Here is a 16,843-nt window from a genome sequence, read left to right as displayed (position 1 = left end):
ACGAACTCAATGTAGGATTCTGGATAGTGGATGAAAATCCATGCAAATTCTTACAGGTTGTTCTATAATTTAGATCAATGAACCGAACACAGCTCTCCCAACTCGCGGTATTTGCCGCCGTCGCCGCCCATCGCAGCTTCCGCGCTGCCGGCAAGGAACTGTCGATCGCACCATCCGCGGTCAGCCATGCCATCTCCAGCCTCGAGGAAAGCTTGGGCGTGCGGTTGCTCGCCCGCACCACGCGTAGCGTGCTGCCGACGGAGGAGGGGCAGGCACTGCTTCAGCGCTTAGCGCCGGCTCTGGAGGAGATCGACATCGCACTGGAGGATACGCTTGCGACCCGAGGCCGCCCGGCGGGAACGCTGCGTATCACCGCGCCGCGCTTCGCCTCGGATCTCTTGATGGCGCCGCGGCTGGGCGATTTCCTCAACACCTATCCTGATATCACGCTGGAGATCGCCAACGAGGATGGCTTCAGCGATATCGTCAAGGAAGGCTATGATGCTGGCATCCGGCTGGAGGAGAGCATCGAGGGCGACATGATTGCGGTAAAGGTCTCGCCTGATATCCGCACCGTGATTGCCGGCTCCCCGGCCTATTTCAAAAAGAATCCGAAGCCGTTGCATCCGCGCGATCTCGTCCATCACCGCTGCATCAAGCGGCGCTTCACCGATGGCTCGATCTATCGCTGGGAATTCGAGAAGGATGGCCAGGAGCTGGTCGTTGCCGTCGACGGACCCTTGATCGTCATCGAGGATCGGCTCGGGGTTCTCGCGGCTGTCAACGGCGCCGGCCTTGCCTATCTCTTCGATATCCGCGTGCAGCAGGAGCTGGCCGAGGGCAAGCTTATCCGAGTGCTTGAGGACTGGTGCCCGCCCTATCCCGGTTTCTGCATCTATTATCCGAGCCGCCGCCAAATGCGCCCGGCCCTCAGAGCCTTCATCGATTTCTTCAAATATACGGGGCCTTAGAACGTCCGGAATTGCGTTGGACAAGCAATGAGCGACTGCTGACAGAAATCGGGTGGCGGCGATGCCATAACTCGTCTCGACTGATCGGATGGTTTCAGGAAGGAATTGCAGCGATGAGAAAACCGGGGTCGATGAAGGGGCTCGAGGATCTCGGCCGTGTCAGGTTGTCGAAGAACTTCTTCTTTCGCGATTTCCTGCATTCGGAAGTATCAGATTTCTATCGCATTCCCAATATCCCCGAAGACCCCGATCTGGCGATTGAAGCTGGCCGCAGGCTCTGCGAGGAATTGCTGGAGCCGCTGGAGGCGACATTTGGCCGGCTACATATCCGTTCCGGCTATCGTTCGCCCGAGGTCAATGCCTTCGGCAACAAGAACGGGCTGAATTGCTCGACCAATCCCCACACCGCTGCGCACCATATCTGGGACATGCGCGATCTCGACGGCTGCATGGGCTCGGCCGTCTGCATCGTCGTGCCATGGCTCATCGATCATCACAGCCATGAGGGCGATTGGCAGAAGCTTGCCTGGTGGATCCACGATCATCTATCCTACGCGTCCCTCTGCTTCTTCCCGAAACTATGGGCCTTCAATATCCAGTGGCACGAGCGACCCAAGCGGACGATTCAAAGCTTTGTCAGCCCGCGCGGCATGCTGACCAAGCCGGGCATGGCCAATTGGGAGGGCGATCATTCCGCCCATTATGAAGGTTTTCCCAAACTCAGAAGCTGATGCGATAGCGAATGTGCCCGTCGCTCTCGACATAGGTGTCGTAGAGCTTGCGGGCAGTCGCATTGCCTTCTTCGGTGTGCCAGTAAAGCCGGCCCCAGCCATTCTTCTTGCAGAGCGTAACGAGATCGTCGAGGAGCGCCCGGCCGACGCCGTGGCCTCTGGCGCTTTCATCGACGAATAGGTCCTCCAGATAGCAGTCGGGTGCGCGCACCCATGTGCCTTCATGGGTGATGCAGAGCGTGAAGCCCTGCACCTCGCCATCGACCTCGGCCACGCGCATGAAGATCGTTGACGCCGGATCGAAGACCCGGCGCCATGTTGCATCGGTGATGTCAGGCGCGATGGTGACGCCGTAAAAGGCCAGATATCCGTCCCAAAGCGCTCGCCAGCGCGCTTCGTCTTCGGGTCTGGCATCTCGTATCGTCACTGTCATCGGCCCGTCCTTGTTTATTTGGCCTCTATCTATTCGCCGGCTGCGTCGAGCAGGCGCATGGCGTCATCTGAAAGCGAAAGCTTCGCCGAATTGATGAGCGCGTCGAGCTGGCTGAGGCTAGTCGCGCTGGCGATCGGGGCGGTGACGCCGCGCTTGCGCAGCAGCCAGGCAAGCGCGATCTCGGCGGGCTTTGCGCCGGTTTCGGCGGCGATCTTGTCGAGAGCGGCGAGAATGCGCAGGCCCTTGTCGTCGAGATAGGCGGCGACCCGGTTCTCGCGCGCCCGCCCCTCGGTATCCGCCTTGCTGCGGTATTTGCCGGTCAGGAAGCCGGCGGCGAGGCTGAAATAGGTGATGACGCCAATATCTTCTTGAACGCAGAGATCCGCCAGTGGCCCTTCGAAGCTGTCGCGGGCATAGAGGTTATATTCGGGCTGCAGCACGTCGTATCGCGGCAGGCCGGCCTTGGCGGCGGCATCGAGCGAAGCCAGGAGCTGCGTCGCATCGAGGTTCGAGCAGCCGACATGGCGGATCTTGCCCTGTTCCTTCAGCTTGGCATAGGCGGCAAGCGATTCCTCATGCGGCGTCTCGGGATCCGGCCAGTGCGAGAGATAGAGATCGATGTGATCGGTCTGCAGCCGCTTCAGCGAAGCCTCGGCCGCCTCGATGATATAGTCGGCCTTAAGGCCCTTCTTGCCCGGCCCCATCTCCGATCCGACCTTGGTGATGATGATGGCCTTGTCGCGCTGAACGCGGCCCTGCTTCAGCCATTTGCCGATGATCTCTTCGGAATCGCCGCCCTTGTTGCCGGGAACCCAGCGGGAATAGACATCGGCCGTATCGATCGTGTTGAAGCCGGCGTCGAAGAAGGCGTCGAGCAGTGCATAGGAGGTTTTCTCATCGGCCGTCCAGCCGAAGACGTTGCCGCCGAACACAATGGGGGCGACAAACAGATCGGTTCGTCCAAGCTTGCGCATGTCCATGATATCTCTCCAAATCACGTGAGGGGCAGGCCGGCGAGCGGGCGCCGGCGTGAAGGGACAGGGCAAGGCTAGCGACCTTTCGCAATGAACGCCACAAACGATTTCTTTATTCCGCCGCCGAGCGCCGATAGTGGCTGGGCGGCAGCGTGTTGTATTTCGACCAGACGCGCCGCATATGCCGTGGCGATGCGAAACCGGATTTTTCCGCCACGCGCTCCATGTCTAGCCGCGAATTGGCAAGCACGTCGCGCGCCAGCGTGACCCGCATTAGATTGACATAGGCCGTGACAGACAGGCCGGCATGCTCCTGAAACAGCCGTGAAATATGCCGCGCGCTCATCGCGCCGATGCCGGCAAGCTCGGAGAGCGACCATGTGTGAGCCGGATCGGCCATGATTGCATCCTGAACACGATGGATGGCGGGGTGAACATGGTTGCGGCCGCTGAGCCAGGGCGAGAGCTGCGGTTCGGCGCCGGTTCGCCGCATATACACGACCATGTGCCGGGCAATCGTCAGCGCCGTCACCGGCGAGGTCAGCTTGGAGGCGAGATGCAGCATCAGGTCGGTGCCTGTCGTGATGCCGGCGCTGGAATAGCGATCGCGGTCTTCGACATAAAGCCGGTTGTCGAGAACTCTCGCCGTCGGGGCAAATTCCCTGACTTCGTCGAGGCAGGCGGCATGGGTCGTGCAGGCATAGCCGTCCATCAATCCGGCCCGGGCGGCAAGCACCGCTCCCGAGCAGATGGTGACAATGGTAATGCCCGGACGTATCGCACCTCTTAGCCAGCTCGCAAGCTTGGCGAGCTCCGGCTCGATATCCTCGGCATCGTCGGGCGGCGTGACGCTGCCGGACAGGATGACATAGGCGCCATCGGGAATGTGATCCGGCAGCGGCTTGAGATCGGCAAGCATCAGCCCGACCGAGGTCGTCTGCGCTGGCTGGGCAGCAATGAACTGGTAATCGAACAGGACGTCGTCCTGTTCGATATTGGCGCGGCGCAACACCTCCACCGGCCCGGCCACGTCCATCAGCAGCGTATAGGGCGGCAGAACGACGTAAACGGGAATGATCCGCCGATGGAGGCGCCGGTCGTTTTGGGTCATGCGGCACTCCGGATCGATGCGTCGGCAAGCGCCTCTTCGATCGTTGTGATGCGGGCGAAACGGCCTGACAGCACCAGCTCGCTGCGCTTCTTGATATCATCGGCGCTGAAGACGGTGCCCGAGGCATGCGTCATCGGGAAGGTCAGCGTCGCCTCGGTGACGTAGTCGACCTCGTAGCCGAGGTCGGAGGCGTGCCGGGTGGTCGTCTCGCAGCATTGCTCCGTGCGAATGCCCGAAACGATCACCTTGCGGATGCCGTTTGCCACCAGCCAGACATCGAGGCCGGAACCGACGAGCGCCGAATGGCGGCGCTTGTGGAAGATAGCGTCGGCCTCCAGCGAGATTTCATCGAGCTTGCGAACGAACCCGCTCTCGAGGCTGAAATGCGCGTCGCCGTCCTCGACATGGAAAATCTGCACGACGGGAATGCCCTTCGCCTTGGCGCCGTCGATCAGCGCCTGCAGGCGGTTCGTGAAGGCTGGCAGGTCGTCCGTTCGCCAATAGGGGCGCTGGCGAAAGGATTCCTGGACATCGATGACGAGCAGTGCGGTATCCGTGTGGGACATTTTCGTATCTCCTGTGCTTGAAGGATAGCCGAGATTAGGCATCGCTTGGAAGCTTCGAAAGCCATCTGGCAGACAGAAAGAGGACAAATAAGGACATGGCCTGATGATCGTCATGACGTCGCCTCCGCTCCCACAATCCGCTTCGGGCGTTGCGCCTTCGGCAAGGGCCGAATAAGGTTGGCGCCGGTTTCGTTAAGAGCGAAATGCCCCGTTTCGCTTGACCCCACCGTGTTCACCAAGGATCCCGCCGGAAGGCCATGTCGCGATCATCGCCACGCGGCCGTCTGCTTCGGGACGATGCTTCAGGAGAGAGATCATGCTGCGTTTCGGAATTCTGTCGACCGCGAAGATCGGCCGCGATCTGGTCGTGCCCGCCATTCAGGATGCGGAAAATTGTGTTGTCACGGCCATCGCCAGCCGCGATCTCGCTCGTGCTCGCCAGATGGCCGACCGCTTCTCCGTGCCGCATGCCTTCGGCTCCTATGAGGAGATGCTCGCCTCCGACACGATCGACGCCGTCTATATCCCCCTGCCGACCTCGCAGCATGTCGAATGGACGATCAAGGCTGCCGATGCCGGCAAGCATGTGCTGTGCGAAAAGCCGATCGCGCTCAAGGCTGAAGACATCGACAGCCTGATCGCCGCCCGCGACCGCAACAAGGTCCTGGTGACGGAAGCCTATATGGTTACCTATGCACCGGTCTGGCGGAAGGTTCGCTCGCTGCTGGCCGATGGCGCCATCGGCCGCCTGCGTCACATCCAGGGTGCCTTCACCTATTTTAACCGCGATGCCGGCAACATGCGCAATATTCCGGCGCTCGGCGGTGGCGGTCTGCCCGATATCGGTGTCTACCCGACGATCAGCACCCGTTTCGTCACCGGCCGCGAACCCCTGCGCATTCAGGCCGTCACTGAGCGCGATCCGGAATTCGGCACCGACATCTATTCCAGCGTCAAGGCCGATTTCGGCGATTTCGAGCTGAGCTTCTACATCTCGACGCAGATGGCCAACCGCCAAGTCATGGTCTTCCACGGCACCGACGGCTTTATCGAGGTGAAATCACCCTTCAATGCCGATCGCTACGGCGTTGAAGAGCTGGAACTGACCAATCGCGGCCATTCGGAATCCCAGATCTTCCGTTTTCCCGACAGCCGCCAGTACAGGCGCGAGGCGGAAGCTTTTGCTTCGGCAGCACTGGGTCAAGGTGCGGAAGTCGTGTCTCTGGAAAGCTCGAAGCTCAACCAGAAGGTCATCGACGCCATCTACCGCGCCAGCGAGAAGGATGACTGGGAGCCAATCTGATAGGATTTAGGGGTTTTGCCGGTGGCGGAAAACGAAGCGTGAATAGCCGAAGAAGCTGAACGCCGTTGCCGCCGCCGAAGCAAGCGTCAGCGCGATGATCGGCCGCAATGACGGTTCGGTCATCAGCAATGAACTGAAGAGGGCATAGTTCAAGAGCGCCGAGGTCAGGCCGACCGAACCATAGCGAAAGCCTTCCGAAGCCAGCGACCGGTTGGACCGGCCGAAGGTGAAGTTGCGGTTGATAAACCAGGTGGCGAGCAGCGCACTCGGGATCGAGAGTGCCCGGCCGACGAAGGGGCCGAAGGGCGTAAACCACAGCAACAGATGCAACACACCGGCATCGACGATGAAGCCGACGCCGCCGGCGATCAGGAAGCGAAAGAGCTTCTTCATGCAGCCTTCGCCCTTTTCTTCCGGCTTGCAGGTTTTTCGAGTTCGGCCATATAGACCATCCGATCGTCGCCGTTTTCGCGGGGCGCCGGCTTGGCGAGGCTCATATAGTGAATGCGCAACTGCTCCGCGCGGGCGCGAGCCACCGAATCGAGGATCAGGCCGGCCGTGAACAGCATGAAGGCGATCATCGTCAGTGCCACGGAAAGCACCCAGGTCGGCATGCGCGTCACCAGCCCGGTTTCGAAATATTCGGCAAGGACCGGAATGCCGAAGCCGATGCTGAGCTCCATGGCAACGGCGCTCAATATGCCGAAAAAGGCGAAAGGCCGCGTTTCCTTCATCAGCATCGCGAACATCCAGAGGATTTTGCCACCGTCGCGGAAGGTGGAAAGCTTCGAGTGCGACCCTTCCGGCCGCCGGCCGTAGTCGAGTTCCAGTTCGCTGACGGGCAACTTCAGCCGCGATGCATGCACCGACATTTCGGTCTCGATCTCGAAGCCGCCCGACACGGCCGGGAAACTCTTGACGAAGCGGCGCGAAAAGGCGCGGTAGCCGGAGAAGATATCGGTGAAGTCAGCACCGAAAATGGTGCGATAGAGCCAGTTGAAGATGCGGTTGCCGAAGGCATGACCCTGGCGCCCGGCATCACTGCGAACGTTGCGGCGGGTGCCGACGACCATGTCGGATCCCTCGGTCAGCAGCGTGCGGATCAGCTCTTCGGCGTCCTCGGACGCATAGGTGCCGTCGCCATCGGCCATGACGTAGATATCGGCCTCGATATCGGCGAACATGCGCCGTACCACATGCCCCTTGCCCTGCCGGCGCTCGCGCACGACGGTCGCGCCCGCGAGCATCGCGTGCAGCGCCGTGCCATCGGTGGAATTGTTGTCGTAGACGTAGACCGTCGCCTGCGGCAGCGCCTTGCGGAAACCACGCACGACGTCGCCGATCGTCGCAGCTTCGTTGTAGCAGGGCAGAAGGACGGCGATGCTCAGCTTCTCATTCCACATGGTCTTGGCCGGTTGTTCCTACGCGTAAAGTCAAGTTGAGGCCTGATGGACGATCCGGACGAGAGCTTATCCCGCTGGCTGTTAATAAGACCCTATGGCTGCGTAATAAAAATGGCGGGATCTCGGCTCTGCGAAAAACATTATCGTGATGAATTCGGCGGCTCACAGGCGCTTTACTGTTTTTTGATGCGCAGCCGCTAGCCTATCTCCTTACTATCCTTCCAACATGGGGTTTATCGAGATGGCGCAGACGCTGGCAATGCCACCCGAGGCAGCCGGAGCGGCAGAGAAGACAGCGCCACAGCGCTGGTCTCATCCTGCCTTGGTTGCGCTCATCTATGTCGTCGTCATCATCATCGCGCAGCTCGTCATTCATCGTAACCTCACGGACTATGTCGGCCCCGACAATGACGACGCGATGCGCCTTGTCGAAGTGCGCGATTTCCTCGCCGGCCAGGGTTGGTTCGACATGATGCAATATCGTCTCGGCCTCGAAGGCGGGACGCTGATGCACTGGTCGCGCTTCATCGACCTGCCGATTGCAAGCCTCATCCTCTTCTTCCGGATGTTCTTTTCGCCGGAAGGCGCCGAAGCGGCGGCACTGACTGTCTGGCCGCTGGTGCTTATCCTGCCGTTGATGTTCTTCATGGGCCTTGCCGGCCGTCGCATCGCCGGCGCGGAAGGCATGCATTTCTCACTGATCCTGACCTCCCTGTTCGTGGTCATGTCGCCGCGCTTCGTGCCGGGCTCCATCGATCACGACAATGTCCAGCTCGGCCTCGTCGCCCTCACGGTCGCGATGCTGGCGGACGAGACCTATCGGCCGCGCAACTTCGCCATTGCCGCCATCGCCCTTGCCATCCAGCTCGGCATCGGCGCGGAAACGACGCCTTTCGTCGCCGTCGCCTGCATGTCGGTCGCCTGCATATGGGCTTGGAAGGGCGAAGCCTTCGCACCCGCTGCCACGGCTTTTGCCCTGACGCTGACGATTGCCGTCAGCGCCGCCTTTTTCTCGCTGGTGCCACCGCGTCTCTATTCGAGCGTTACCTGCGACAATCTCTCGCTTGGCTTTTACGGCATCGTCAGTGCCGGCTGCATCGGGCTTTTCCTGTCGACGCTCTTTGCCAGCCGTCTGTCGCGGCCATGGCGCATCGCGGTTTTGCTGGTCAATGGAGCGTTCGTGTTTGCCACGACCGTCGCGCTCGCGCCGCAATGCCTGCGCAATCCGCTTGCCGATCTGGACCCGCTGCTGGTGGACCTCTGGCTGAGCAGGGTGACCGAGGCGCAATCGATCATCTCCGTGGCCCACAGGCAGCCCGATACGCTCGGTGCCTTCTATGCGACGGGTCTCCTGGCGATGCTCATTTGCGCGGTTCGTATGCTGCGGGGCAATCGCGCGAGCCTTCATTCAATGCTGATGGCTCTGATCGCGATCAATTGGGTGATTACGCTGGTGCAGGTGCGCGGCGCGGAATTTACCAATCTGCTGGCCATACCGCCATTGGCATTGGTGATCGCCGAGCTGCGGAAAAGCTATATGGCCGATACCAAAAATCTGCGCTCCGTTCTGCTTTACGCGGTGACGGCACTGGCTTCCGTTCCGGCCGTTTGGGCGGTGGGCGGTGCGCTTGCAAGCAAGGGGATCGTCAACGGCTTTGCGGCCGCGACACCGGCCAAGGCGGAGGAGTCTGCCAATTGCGCCTCCAAGGAGGCCCTGGCGCCGATCGCAGGGCTTGAGCCGGGGGGCGTCGCAGCGGCCTCAAATATGGGAGCGCCGATTTTGCGCTTCACGCCCCATCGCACACTCTCCGGCCCCTATCATCGCGATCCCAACGGGATGTTGGCAGAGCTGCATATCGGCCTTGCTGAACCGCAGCAGGCGGAAGCGCTTCTGCGCGAGGCAAAGGTGACGATTGTGGCTTTCTGCAAGGGTGATCCGCAGGCGGAGCTCTTGAGCGAGCGGGCACCGAAGGGGCTTTATGCCCAGCTGAGTGCCGGGCGGGTCCCCGCTTATCTGGAACCTATTGCCGCGCCGGCGGTGTCGGATGTGCAGTTCTTCCGCGTCAAGCCATAGAATTGAGCCGAACCGCTCGATTTCACGTAACTTCGGATAGGAAACGGCGACGCACTTCCCGAAGTTGCTTTCAGGCGCGGCGTTGCTCCGTCATGTCGGCCGTGATCAGATAGCCGATGAAGCCGAGATTGTAGCCGCCAAGCGCGATGAACAATGTCGTCAGCGGCGGGGGAACGATCGATGTGGCGACGGCGACCATGAAGGCGATGCTCACCAGCGCGACGCCGAGCAGCGCGCCGATCGTCGTGCGCTGCAGGCCGGCGGCAATTCCGATGATCGTGGCGGTCGCGAAAATCATCGCTCCATATCCTCTTTACCAAGAACCAGTTTGCACAGGTTTACGCATGGATGGCTAAGAAAGGCTTTGCCAGCAGGGTTAACGTTCGATGAAGCAATAGGCTCCGCGCCCTTTATGGGACATGCAAAGGAGGCGGCGGCACCTTAAATATGCGCGCATCCTTTCCTTCGATCGATTCAGACTTAAGGGGTATGCATCAGGCTCCGCATTTACCGCGACATCGGCTAGAAAGAGGACATGAGCAGCTTTTTTGAGAATGATTCGCCTTCGAACCTGACGGAATACTCCGTCTCGGAATTGTCCGGATCGATCAAGCGCACGGTCGAGAACGCGTTCGACCAGGTGCGCGTGCGCGGGGAAATTTCCGGCTATCGCGGGCCACATTCCTCAGGCCATGCCTATTTCTCGCTGAAGGACGATCGCGCCCGCATCGATGCGGTGATCTGGAAGGGCACGTTCTCCAAGCTGAAATTCCGCCCCGAGGAGGGGATGGAAGTCATTGCGACCGGCAAGGTGACGACCTTCCCGGGCTCGTCGAAATACCAGATCGTCATCGAGACCCTGGAGCCCGCCGGCGCCGGCGCCCTGATGGCGCTTCTGGAGGAGCGTAAGCGCAAGCTCGGCGCCGAAGGTCTCTTCGATCCCGAGCGCAAGCGCCGGCTCCCCTTCATGCCAAAGGTGATCGGCGTCGTCACCTCGCCGACCGGCGCCGTCATTCGCGATATCCTGCACCGCATCTCCGATCGCTTCCCCGTGCATGTGCTGGTCTGGCCGGTGAAGGTGCAGGGGGAGGGCTCCGGTGACGAGGTGGCGAATGCCATTCGTGGTTTCAATGAATTTGCGCCCGGCGGCCCGATCCCGCGCCCCGACGTGCTGATCGTCGCGCGCGGCGGCGGCAGCCTCGAGGATCTCTGGAGCTTCAACGACGAGGCCGTCGTTCGTGCCGCTGCGGCGAGCGATATCCCGCTGATCTCGGCTGTCGGTCACGAGACCGACTGGACCTTGATCGATTATGCCGCCGATGTGCGGGCTCCGACGCCCACGGGTGCTGCCGAAATGGCCGTGCCGGTCAAGGCCGAACTGGAGGCGCAGCTTGCCAGCCTTGCCGCCCGGCTGCAGGGCGGGATGATGAGGCAGATGGATCAGCGGCGGCAGGCAGTGCGCGCGTTGTTGCGCGCCCTGCCTTCGCTCGATCAGATCCTCGCTTTGCCGCGCCGCCGTTTCGATGAGGCGGCCGCCGGCCTCGGCCGCGGGCTTGAGCTGAACACGCTGAACAAACGCCGCTCCTTCGAGCGCATGGCCGCGCAGCTACGGCCGGATATCCTGTCGAACCGGATCGCGGAGCGCCGCCAGCAATTGGGCGAGCGGATGACCCGGGCGGAGCGGACCATCGAGCGCATGCTCGACCGATCCCGCGCCCGTATCGAACGCGCCGATGCCGTCTTTGCCACGCTGCCCTCCCGCCTCGAAGCACAGACCGGACGTGCGCGCGACCGTCTCGGCAACCTCGTGCGGCACGCCGATACCGCCATCCGTCATCAGTTGACCCGCGCGCGCAGCGAACTGCTGGCGCAGGAGCGGATCCTGCAGTCGCTCTCCTACAGGAATGTCCTGAAGCGCGGCTATGCCGTCGTGCGTGACGAGGACGACCGCCCGGTTTCGCTGGCGGCGGCGCTTTCGACGGGCGCTGCCATCTCGATCGAATTCGCGGATGGTCGCGTCGGCGCGGTCACCGGCGATGATGCCGCCCCGCCGTCCTCATCCGCATCAGGCACTCCGCCTGCGAAGAAACGCGCCACCAAGCAGGCTGAGGCTGCCGCTCCGCCGAAACAGGGAAGCCTGTTCTGATGCGCATCCTGCTGGTGCTGGCCCATCCGCTGGAGGACAGCTTCGCCGCCGCAGTGGCGAGGCTCGCGCAGGAGACACTTGCTGCCGGCGGGCACGAGGTCGATCTGCTCGATCTCTATCGCGAGGGTTTCGATCCCCGTCTTTCGCAGGCCGAACGGCGCGGCTATTTCGACCAGCCCTATGACACGTCTAATGTCGATGCCATCGTCGCGCGGCTGCAAGCGGCCGAGGGACTGATCCTGGTCTTTCCGCAATGGTGGTTCAATTTTCCGGCCATCCTCAAGGGTTTCTTCGATCGCGCCTTTGCGCCCGGCGTTGCCTTCACTCACGATGCCGCCGGCGGGCGTATCGTGCCGCGGCTCACCAATGTCCGCCTGTTCTGGGCGCTGACGACGACCGGCTCGCCCTGGTGGATCGTGCATCTCTATATGGGCAATCCGGTGCGGCGCCTGCTGAAACGCGGCATCGCCGCCTTCTGCGCCAAGCGGCTGAATTTCCGTATGCTGGCGCTGCACGACATGGATCGCGTCACCGAAGTCGGACGCAAGGCGCATCTCGCTCGTATCAGGAAAGCCCTGGCGACGATCTGATCCAGCGCTTCTAGCCAAAAAATATGCCGCGGCAAAAATACCGCGGCACGATAGCGTTCGGGATATGCGAGCGTCCTTACGCCCATTCGCCCTTGCGCATGACGGGCACGCGCGAGCCATCCGCATTGATGCCGTCGATATCGACCTTGTCAGAGCCGATCATCCAGTCGATATGGATCAGGCTGGAATTGCCGCCCTGCGCCTTGATCTGCTCCTGGCTGAGCGTGGCCCCGTTGACGAAGCACTTCGAGTAGCACTGGCCAAGCGCGATGTGGCAGGAGGCATTTTCGTCGAAGAGCGTGTTGTAGAACAGGATGCCGCTCGCCGAAATCGGCGAGGAATGCGGCACCAGCGCCACTTCGCCGAGCCGGCGGGCGCCTTCGTCGGTGTCGAGCACCTTATTCAGCACTTCCTCGCCGCGCGTCGCCTTGGCCTCGATGATCCGGCCGCCTTCGAAGCGCACCTGGATATTGTCGATCAGCGTGCCCTGATGCGACAGCGGCTTCGTCGACGAGACATGGCCTTCGACACGCAGCGCATGCGGCGTGGTGAAGACCTCTTCCGTCGGAATGTTCGGGTTGCAGGTGATGCCGTTCTTGGCGGTCGAGGCGCCGCCGTGCCATTCATGGCCATCCGCCAGGCCGACGGTCAGGTCGGTTCCCGGTCCCTGGAAATGCAGGGCGGCGAAGCGATGGTCGTTCATCCATGTCGAGCGCTTGTGCAGATTGGCATTGTGCTCCGCCCAAGCCGCGATCGGATCTTCGACGTCGACGCGCGAGGCTGAGAAGATCGCCTTGGCGAGCTTGGCAACCGCGATCGCTTCCGGATCGTTCGGGAAGACCAGCTTCGCCCAGGAGGCGTTCGGATAGGAGACGATGTTCCAATTGGTGTCGAAATTCGAGATCTTTTCGAGCGCCGGCTTGTAGGCGGCGGAATTGGCGCGATTGGCGCGCGCCACCTTGTTCGGGTCCTGATTGGAAAGCAGCATCGGATTGTCGCCGGCGATGGCGAGGCGGGCCGTGTTGTTGGAGAAGGCCTTGGCCATGCCTTCATAGAGCCACGTCGCCGCGCGGTCGAAGCTCGCCTCCTGACCGTATTCGTAGCGGGCAAGCGTCGTCTCTTCGTCCGAATAGAAGGTGGAGACGATGCCGGCGCCGGCCTTGTAGGCCTCGCGCGTGATCAGCCGCACCAGCGGCATCGCCGCCACCGGCGCCGTCATCAGCAGATCCTGGCCGGCCTGCAGCTGCAACCCGACCCTTACGGCTACTTCCGCAAGCTTTTCCAGCTTGGCGTGATCGACGGGATAATGGTTGGGGGAGGCTGATGTCATGACGAAACCTGCTTGGCTGATATCGAAAGAATGGTCTGAAGACTTAGACCGGTTTGCGGCAAAATTGAAGGCGGTTTGTCCGACTTTGGGAGATCGTCAGGCAATCAACGGCGCGGCCTTGGCCTTCAGCGCAGCCAATGCATCCTGTGGGTTCAACCGTACCTGCAGGCCGCGTTGGCCGCCGTTGATATAGACATAGGCCTCGGTCATCGCCTGTGCCTCGATGGCTGTCGGAACGAGCTTCTTCTGGCCGAAAGGGCTGATGCCGCCCACATGATAGCCCGTCAGGCGCTCGGCATCGCCAGGCTTCATCATGGCGGCAGACTTGCCGCCGAAGGCTGCGGCGAGCTTCTTCATGCTGACTTCGTGGTCGGAAGGCACGACGGCGCAGACCGGCTTGCCGTCCACCTCCGCCATCAGCGTCTTCAGCACGCGATGCGGCTCCTCGCCAAGCGCCTCCGCCGCCTGCAGGCCGACGCGTTCGGCATTCGGATCGTAATCATAGGCATGCACGGTGAAGGCGACTTTCGCTTGGGCCAGCACTTGCGTCGCGCGGGTCGTTTTTGACATGGGACCAATATTTCCAGCCGTGCGGCTTTATCCGCGTTCGGAATGAACGCGGTCAAGCTTTTCGAGAATTTCCAAACCACGAGCTTTGTCGCCCTTGGCCGCCTTGAGCCGAAACCGCGTTTCGACATCGAACTCTGTGAGTGCCTTTGTCGTCAGTTCTTCAAAAAGCTTATTGAGACTCGTGCCGCGAGATGCAGCAAGAGCTTTTAGCCGTTCGTGCTGATCGCTTGGAAGACGAATTGTCAGCGTGCTCATGTCAAAGTTTCCTCCGAATAAGGAACTCACCTGCTGTGTGAATTTCCAACTGCGGAAATAGCAATTCCGCTTGGGCGAAATCTTTCTTGTTTGCCGTTATCAGCGCCGAAGCACCGCCACCAACGGCGAGTTCGATCAAATGATTGTCTCCTTCATCGCGCAAGTTTGGGCGCCATAAATAATATATGGGAACCCACAAGCAGCTTGAAAGAAATGCATCGAGGAGTGCCGTGCGATCTTCTTTTGAGATGAACCGATTATCGAAAAGGGCATCCCTTCCGCAAACATCCTCGTATTCGGCAAACAAAGCGTTGCTGATCAGTGGGACCAGTTGCCCTTCAAGGCAGAGGCGGATGACCTGTCGTGGCGCCCCGTCGGCATTCATGATCGCAGAAACGAAAATGTTCGTGTCGATGACAACCTTCATGAGAAAGTGATAGCATATATGCTATCAAATTCAAAGGGCGCCGCAGCCGATCACGCCTCGAAAAAGCCTGCATAAATGTCCGGCTTGAAGCCAACCAGCAATTTGCCGCCTGCCTCCAGGACCGGGCGTTTGATCATCGAAGGCTGCGCCAGCATCAGCGCGATGGCCTTGTCCCTGGAAAGGTCGATGCGATCCGTTTCCGGCAAGGCCTTGAAGGTGGTGCCGGCGCGGTTGAGCACGACTTCCCAGCCGGCTTCCTTCGTCCAGCGCTCCAGATGGTTCCGGTCGATGCCGACGGCCTTGTAGTCGTGGAAATCATAGGCGATGCCGTGGCCCTCGAGCCAGCTCCGGGCCTTCTTCATCGTGTCGCAGTTCTTGATGCCGTAAATGGTGATCGTCATGTCGAATCCGTCGCTTGCTGTCCGGTAGGGCATAGCACGCGAATGAAGCGCGGCGAAAGCCGACCTCGGGGCAAAGCGGTTCCCTCGTCCATTGCGGTTGCCATCAAACATCCTGTAAATATGCAGCATGCATATTTACAATGTGGACGCAGCACGATGGCGGACAAGGAAATATTACGGCTGGAGAATCTCTTCGGCGCCATGGGCCTTGCTCTGGTGGACAAGATGGAGAAGGCCTTCGCCGATGAAATCGGCCATGGTCCGAGCGCGATTGCCGCCATCGTCCAGATCGGCACCGAGCCCGGTATCACGATCGAGACCTTGCGCCGAATGATCGCGCTTTCGCATTCGGCCACCGTGCGTCTCGTCGATCAGCTGGTAGCGTCCGATCTCGTGTTGCGCGCCGGCGGCGTCGAGGGTGACAAGCGCGCCCGCTCGCTGCAGCTGACCGAGAGCGGCCGCGCGCTTTTTGGCCGGAGCCTTGCCGCTCGCCAGGCCGTTATTCACCGCGCTTTCGCGGCGCTGAGGCCTGAAGAGACGGAACAGCTCGGCCGCCTCATCGAGAAGCTGCTGCCGGCATTGGTCGATCTTGGGGATGACCAGGACGTGGTCTGTCGCGTTTGCGATCAGGGCGTTTGCGATCAGGATCGCTGCCCCATTGCCTTCATGTCATAGCCTTTCAGCTCCGGCCTTGACATTTTCCTCATATATATGCACTATACATACATATAAGTTGAGGGCGTGCTGCCACGCTCTTCGATGCTCTTAACATCGCTGCATCAGCTTGATCGGAGGCATGATCGTGATGGGAAATCGTTCAATATTTGCCCGGCTAACGGGTATGGTGCACGCGGCCTTTGTGGACGCGCTGTGTCACAGTCGCCGCTTGGGTACGCTTCTGCGGGAAGCGGCCGCAATCGCCTTTACGATCAGATGTAAGGTAATAGACGGTCGCTAGGCCAATCAGTCTTCCAGCGTCCCCGGCTTGCGGGCGACGGAGCTCGGCTTATCGGAGCCGATCTTCATCAGGTCACCGCGACGACGCACCAGCCGATCCGACACGCGGGTCACGATCAGGCCTGCCTGCGGCGCGCGGACGTCGATGGTCCCGTCTGCCATGCCGGGCTTGGTGATGATGGTCGCCAGCAGATCGCCTTCTTCGACCCGTTCGCCGATATTGCGATGGAAGAGCACGGTCCCGGCTTGTGGTGCGCGGATCATCTCGACATTGTCGAGCGGCACGGCTGGGCCATCGAACGCGCCGAGCGTCACGCTTTCGTCCTGCACTGCGCCGCGCGCGGCCAGGAAGCGCCAGAGCCCTTCTGCATCCTGCTTGGCCATCTCGGGATAGACATCGCGGGTGCCGCGCAACTCGACCGTTACCGAAAGCTTGCCCGGCAGCCTTGCCTTCTTTTCCCCCGGCACTTCATATTTCCAGGCGAAGCTCACGGCCTCCTCGAAGGCCGAGCTTTCGCCGTCCGACAGCAAAACGGCATCCATATTCAACGCGGCGGCAAGACCGGAAGCCTCCGGCCAGAAGGCCTCGTCGATATAGGCA

General features: G+C 61.0%; 20 protein-coding genes. 7 read left to right on the top strand and 13 right to left on the bottom strand.

Annotation, left to right across the window (positions count from 1 at the left end):
* Positions 1 to 77 precede the first annotated feature (77 nt).
* Both ACPYOP_RS23560 and ACPYOP_RS23555 read left to right on the top strand, forming a co-directional pair.
* Positions 78 to 971, top strand: a complete 894-nt coding sequence (locus tag ACPYOP_RS23560; RefSeq protein WP_481412700.1) for a LysR family transcriptional regulator — start codon at positions 78 to 80, stop codon at positions 969 to 971.
* Positions 972 to 1,084: 113 nt separating this feature from the next.
* Complete coding sequence (locus tag ACPYOP_RS23555; RefSeq protein ID WP_481412699.1) at positions 1,085 to 1,702, top strand: hypothetical protein; 618 nt, start codon at positions 1,085 to 1,087, stop codon at positions 1,700 to 1,702.
* Here the strand turns inward: ACPYOP_RS23555 and ACPYOP_RS23550 are convergent.
* From ACPYOP_RS23550 to ACPYOP_RS23535, 4 genes are all read right to left on the bottom strand, one after another.
* On the bottom strand, positions 1,692 to 2,135 hold the full coding sequence (locus tag ACPYOP_RS23550) for an N-acetyltransferase family protein (protein WP_481412698.1): 444 nt from the start codon (positions 2,133 to 2,135) through the stop codon (positions 1,692 to 1,694). The two genes, ACPYOP_RS23555 and ACPYOP_RS23550, sit on opposite strands and share 11 nt — an antisense overlap.
* A gap of 29 nt (positions 2,136 to 2,164) precedes the next feature.
* On the bottom strand, positions 2,165 to 3,115 hold the full coding sequence (locus tag ACPYOP_RS23545) for an aldo/keto reductase (RefSeq protein WP_481412697.1): 951 nt from the start codon (positions 3,113 to 3,115) through the stop codon (positions 2,165 to 2,167).
* 106 nt (positions 3,116 to 3,221) lie between these two features.
* Positions 3,222 to 4,220 carry a GlxA family transcriptional regulator gene (locus ACPYOP_RS23540; protein WP_481412696.1) on the bottom strand — a complete coding sequence of 333 codons (999 nt, stop codon included), beginning with the start codon at positions 4,218 to 4,220 and terminating at the stop codon, positions 3,222 to 3,224.
* Positions 4,217 to 4,786, bottom strand: a complete 570-nt coding sequence (locus ACPYOP_RS23535; RefSeq protein ID WP_481412695.1) for an isochorismatase family protein — start codon at positions 4,784 to 4,786, stop codon at positions 4,217 to 4,219. The genes ACPYOP_RS23540 and ACPYOP_RS23535 overlap by 4 nt, the downstream gene beginning before the upstream one ends.
* Positions 4,787 to 5,102: 316 nt before the next feature.
* Between ACPYOP_RS23535 and ACPYOP_RS23530 the strand changes: the two genes are divergently transcribed.
* Positions 5,103 to 6,089 carry a Gfo/Idh/MocA family protein gene (locus ACPYOP_RS23530; protein WP_481412694.1) on the top strand — a complete coding sequence of 329 codons (987 nt, stop codon included), beginning with the start codon at positions 5,103 to 5,105 and terminating at the stop codon, positions 6,087 to 6,089.
* Between the two features lie 6 nt (positions 6,090 to 6,095).
* Here the strand turns inward: ACPYOP_RS23530 and ACPYOP_RS23525 are convergent, their stop codons facing one another.
* On the bottom strand, positions 6,096 to 6,482 hold the full coding sequence (locus tag ACPYOP_RS23525) for a GtrA family protein (protein ID WP_481412693.1): 387 nt from the start codon (positions 6,480 to 6,482) through the stop codon (positions 6,096 to 6,098).
* Positions 6,479 to 7,492: a glycosyltransferase gene (locus ACPYOP_RS23520; protein WP_481412692.1), complete on the bottom strand. Its 1,014-nt coding sequence runs from the start codon at positions 7,490 to 7,492 to the stop codon at positions 6,479 to 6,481. Before ACPYOP_RS23520 ends, ACPYOP_RS23525 begins: the two co-directional genes overlap by 4 nt.
* Positions 7,493 to 7,733: 241 nt before the next feature.
* On the opposite strand from ACPYOP_RS23520, the gene ACPYOP_RS23515 reads away from it, so the two are divergent.
* On the top strand, positions 7,734 to 9,566 hold the full coding sequence (locus ACPYOP_RS23515; RefSeq protein WP_481412691.1) for a hypothetical protein: 1,833 nt from the start codon (positions 7,734 to 7,736) through the stop codon (positions 9,564 to 9,566).
* 70 nt (positions 9,567 to 9,636) lie between these two features.
* Here ACPYOP_RS23515 and ACPYOP_RS23510 read toward each other — a convergent pair whose 3' ends face one another.
* Positions 9,637 to 9,864 carry a homogentisate export protein gene (locus ACPYOP_RS23510; protein ID WP_481412690.1) on the bottom strand — a complete coding sequence of 76 codons (228 nt, stop codon included), beginning with the start codon at positions 9,862 to 9,864 and terminating at the stop codon, positions 9,637 to 9,639.
* Positions 9,865 to 10,101: 237 nt separating this feature from the next.
* On the opposite strand from ACPYOP_RS23510, the gene xseA reads away from it, so the two are divergent.
* Positions 10,102 to 11,712, top strand: a complete 1,611-nt coding sequence (gene xseA, locus ACPYOP_RS23505) for an exodeoxyribonuclease VII large subunit (protein ID WP_481412689.1) — start codon at positions 10,102 to 10,104, stop codon at positions 11,710 to 11,712.
* Positions 11,712 to 12,302 carry an NAD(P)H-dependent oxidoreductase gene (locus tag ACPYOP_RS23500; protein ID WP_481412688.1) on the top strand — a complete coding sequence of 197 codons (591 nt, stop codon included), beginning with the start codon at positions 11,712 to 11,714 and terminating at the stop codon, positions 12,300 to 12,302. The genes xseA and ACPYOP_RS23500 overlap by 1 nt, the downstream gene beginning before the upstream one ends.
* 76 nt (positions 12,303 to 12,378) lie before the next feature.
* Here the strand turns inward: ACPYOP_RS23500 and ACPYOP_RS23495 are convergent, their stop codons facing one another.
* The 5 genes from ACPYOP_RS23495 to ACPYOP_RS23475 all read right to left on the bottom strand — a co-directional run bounded on the left by ACPYOP_RS23495 (position 12,379) and on the right by ACPYOP_RS23475 (position 15,285).
* A complete protein-coding gene (locus tag ACPYOP_RS23495) occupies positions 12,379 to 13,632 on the bottom strand; it encodes an aminopeptidase (protein WP_481412687.1) in 1,254 nt (417 codons plus the stop codon).
* A 96-nt stretch (positions 13,633 to 13,728) separates the two neighbouring features.
* Positions 13,729 to 14,202, bottom strand: coding sequence for a Cys-tRNA(Pro) deacylase (gene ybaK / locus ACPYOP_RS23490; protein WP_481412686.1), 474 nt, complete (start codon positions 14,200 to 14,202; stop codon positions 13,729 to 13,731).
* Positions 14,203 to 14,229: 27 nt separating this feature from the next.
* Positions 14,230 to 14,457, bottom strand: coding sequence for a toxin-antitoxin system HicB family antitoxin (locus ACPYOP_RS23485; protein ID WP_481412685.1), 228 nt, complete (start codon positions 14,455 to 14,457; stop codon positions 14,230 to 14,232).
* Between the two features lies 1 nt (position 14,458).
* Positions 14,459 to 14,884, bottom strand: coding sequence for a putative toxin-antitoxin system toxin component, PIN family (locus tag ACPYOP_RS23480; RefSeq protein WP_481412684.1), 426 nt, complete (start codon positions 14,882 to 14,884; stop codon positions 14,459 to 14,461).
* 50 nt (positions 14,885 to 14,934) lie between these two features.
* Complete coding sequence (locus ACPYOP_RS23475) at positions 14,935 to 15,285, bottom strand: ArsC family reductase (protein WP_481412683.1); 351 nt, start codon at positions 15,283 to 15,285, stop codon at positions 14,935 to 14,937.
* A gap of 156 nt (positions 15,286 to 15,441) precedes the next feature.
* Between ACPYOP_RS23475 and ACPYOP_RS23470 the strand changes: the two genes are divergently transcribed.
* Entirely contained in the window at positions 15,442 to 15,960 is a 519-nt protein-coding gene (locus tag ACPYOP_RS23470; protein WP_481412682.1) for a MarR family winged helix-turn-helix transcriptional regulator, read from the top strand.
* Positions 15,961 to 16,248: 288 nt separating this feature from the next.
* Here the strand turns inward: ACPYOP_RS23470 and ACPYOP_RS23465 are convergent.
* The coding region (locus tag ACPYOP_RS23465) for a succinylglutamate desuccinylase/aspartoacylase family protein (protein WP_481412681.1) at positions 16,249 to 16,843 on the bottom strand (595 nt) is incomplete at its 5' end.

The organism is Rhizobium sp. KNZ2-6A (assembly GCF_056755475.1).
The sequence above is the reverse complement of the archived record's forward strand: the minus strand, read 5'-3'. Positions and strand labels throughout refer to the sequence as shown.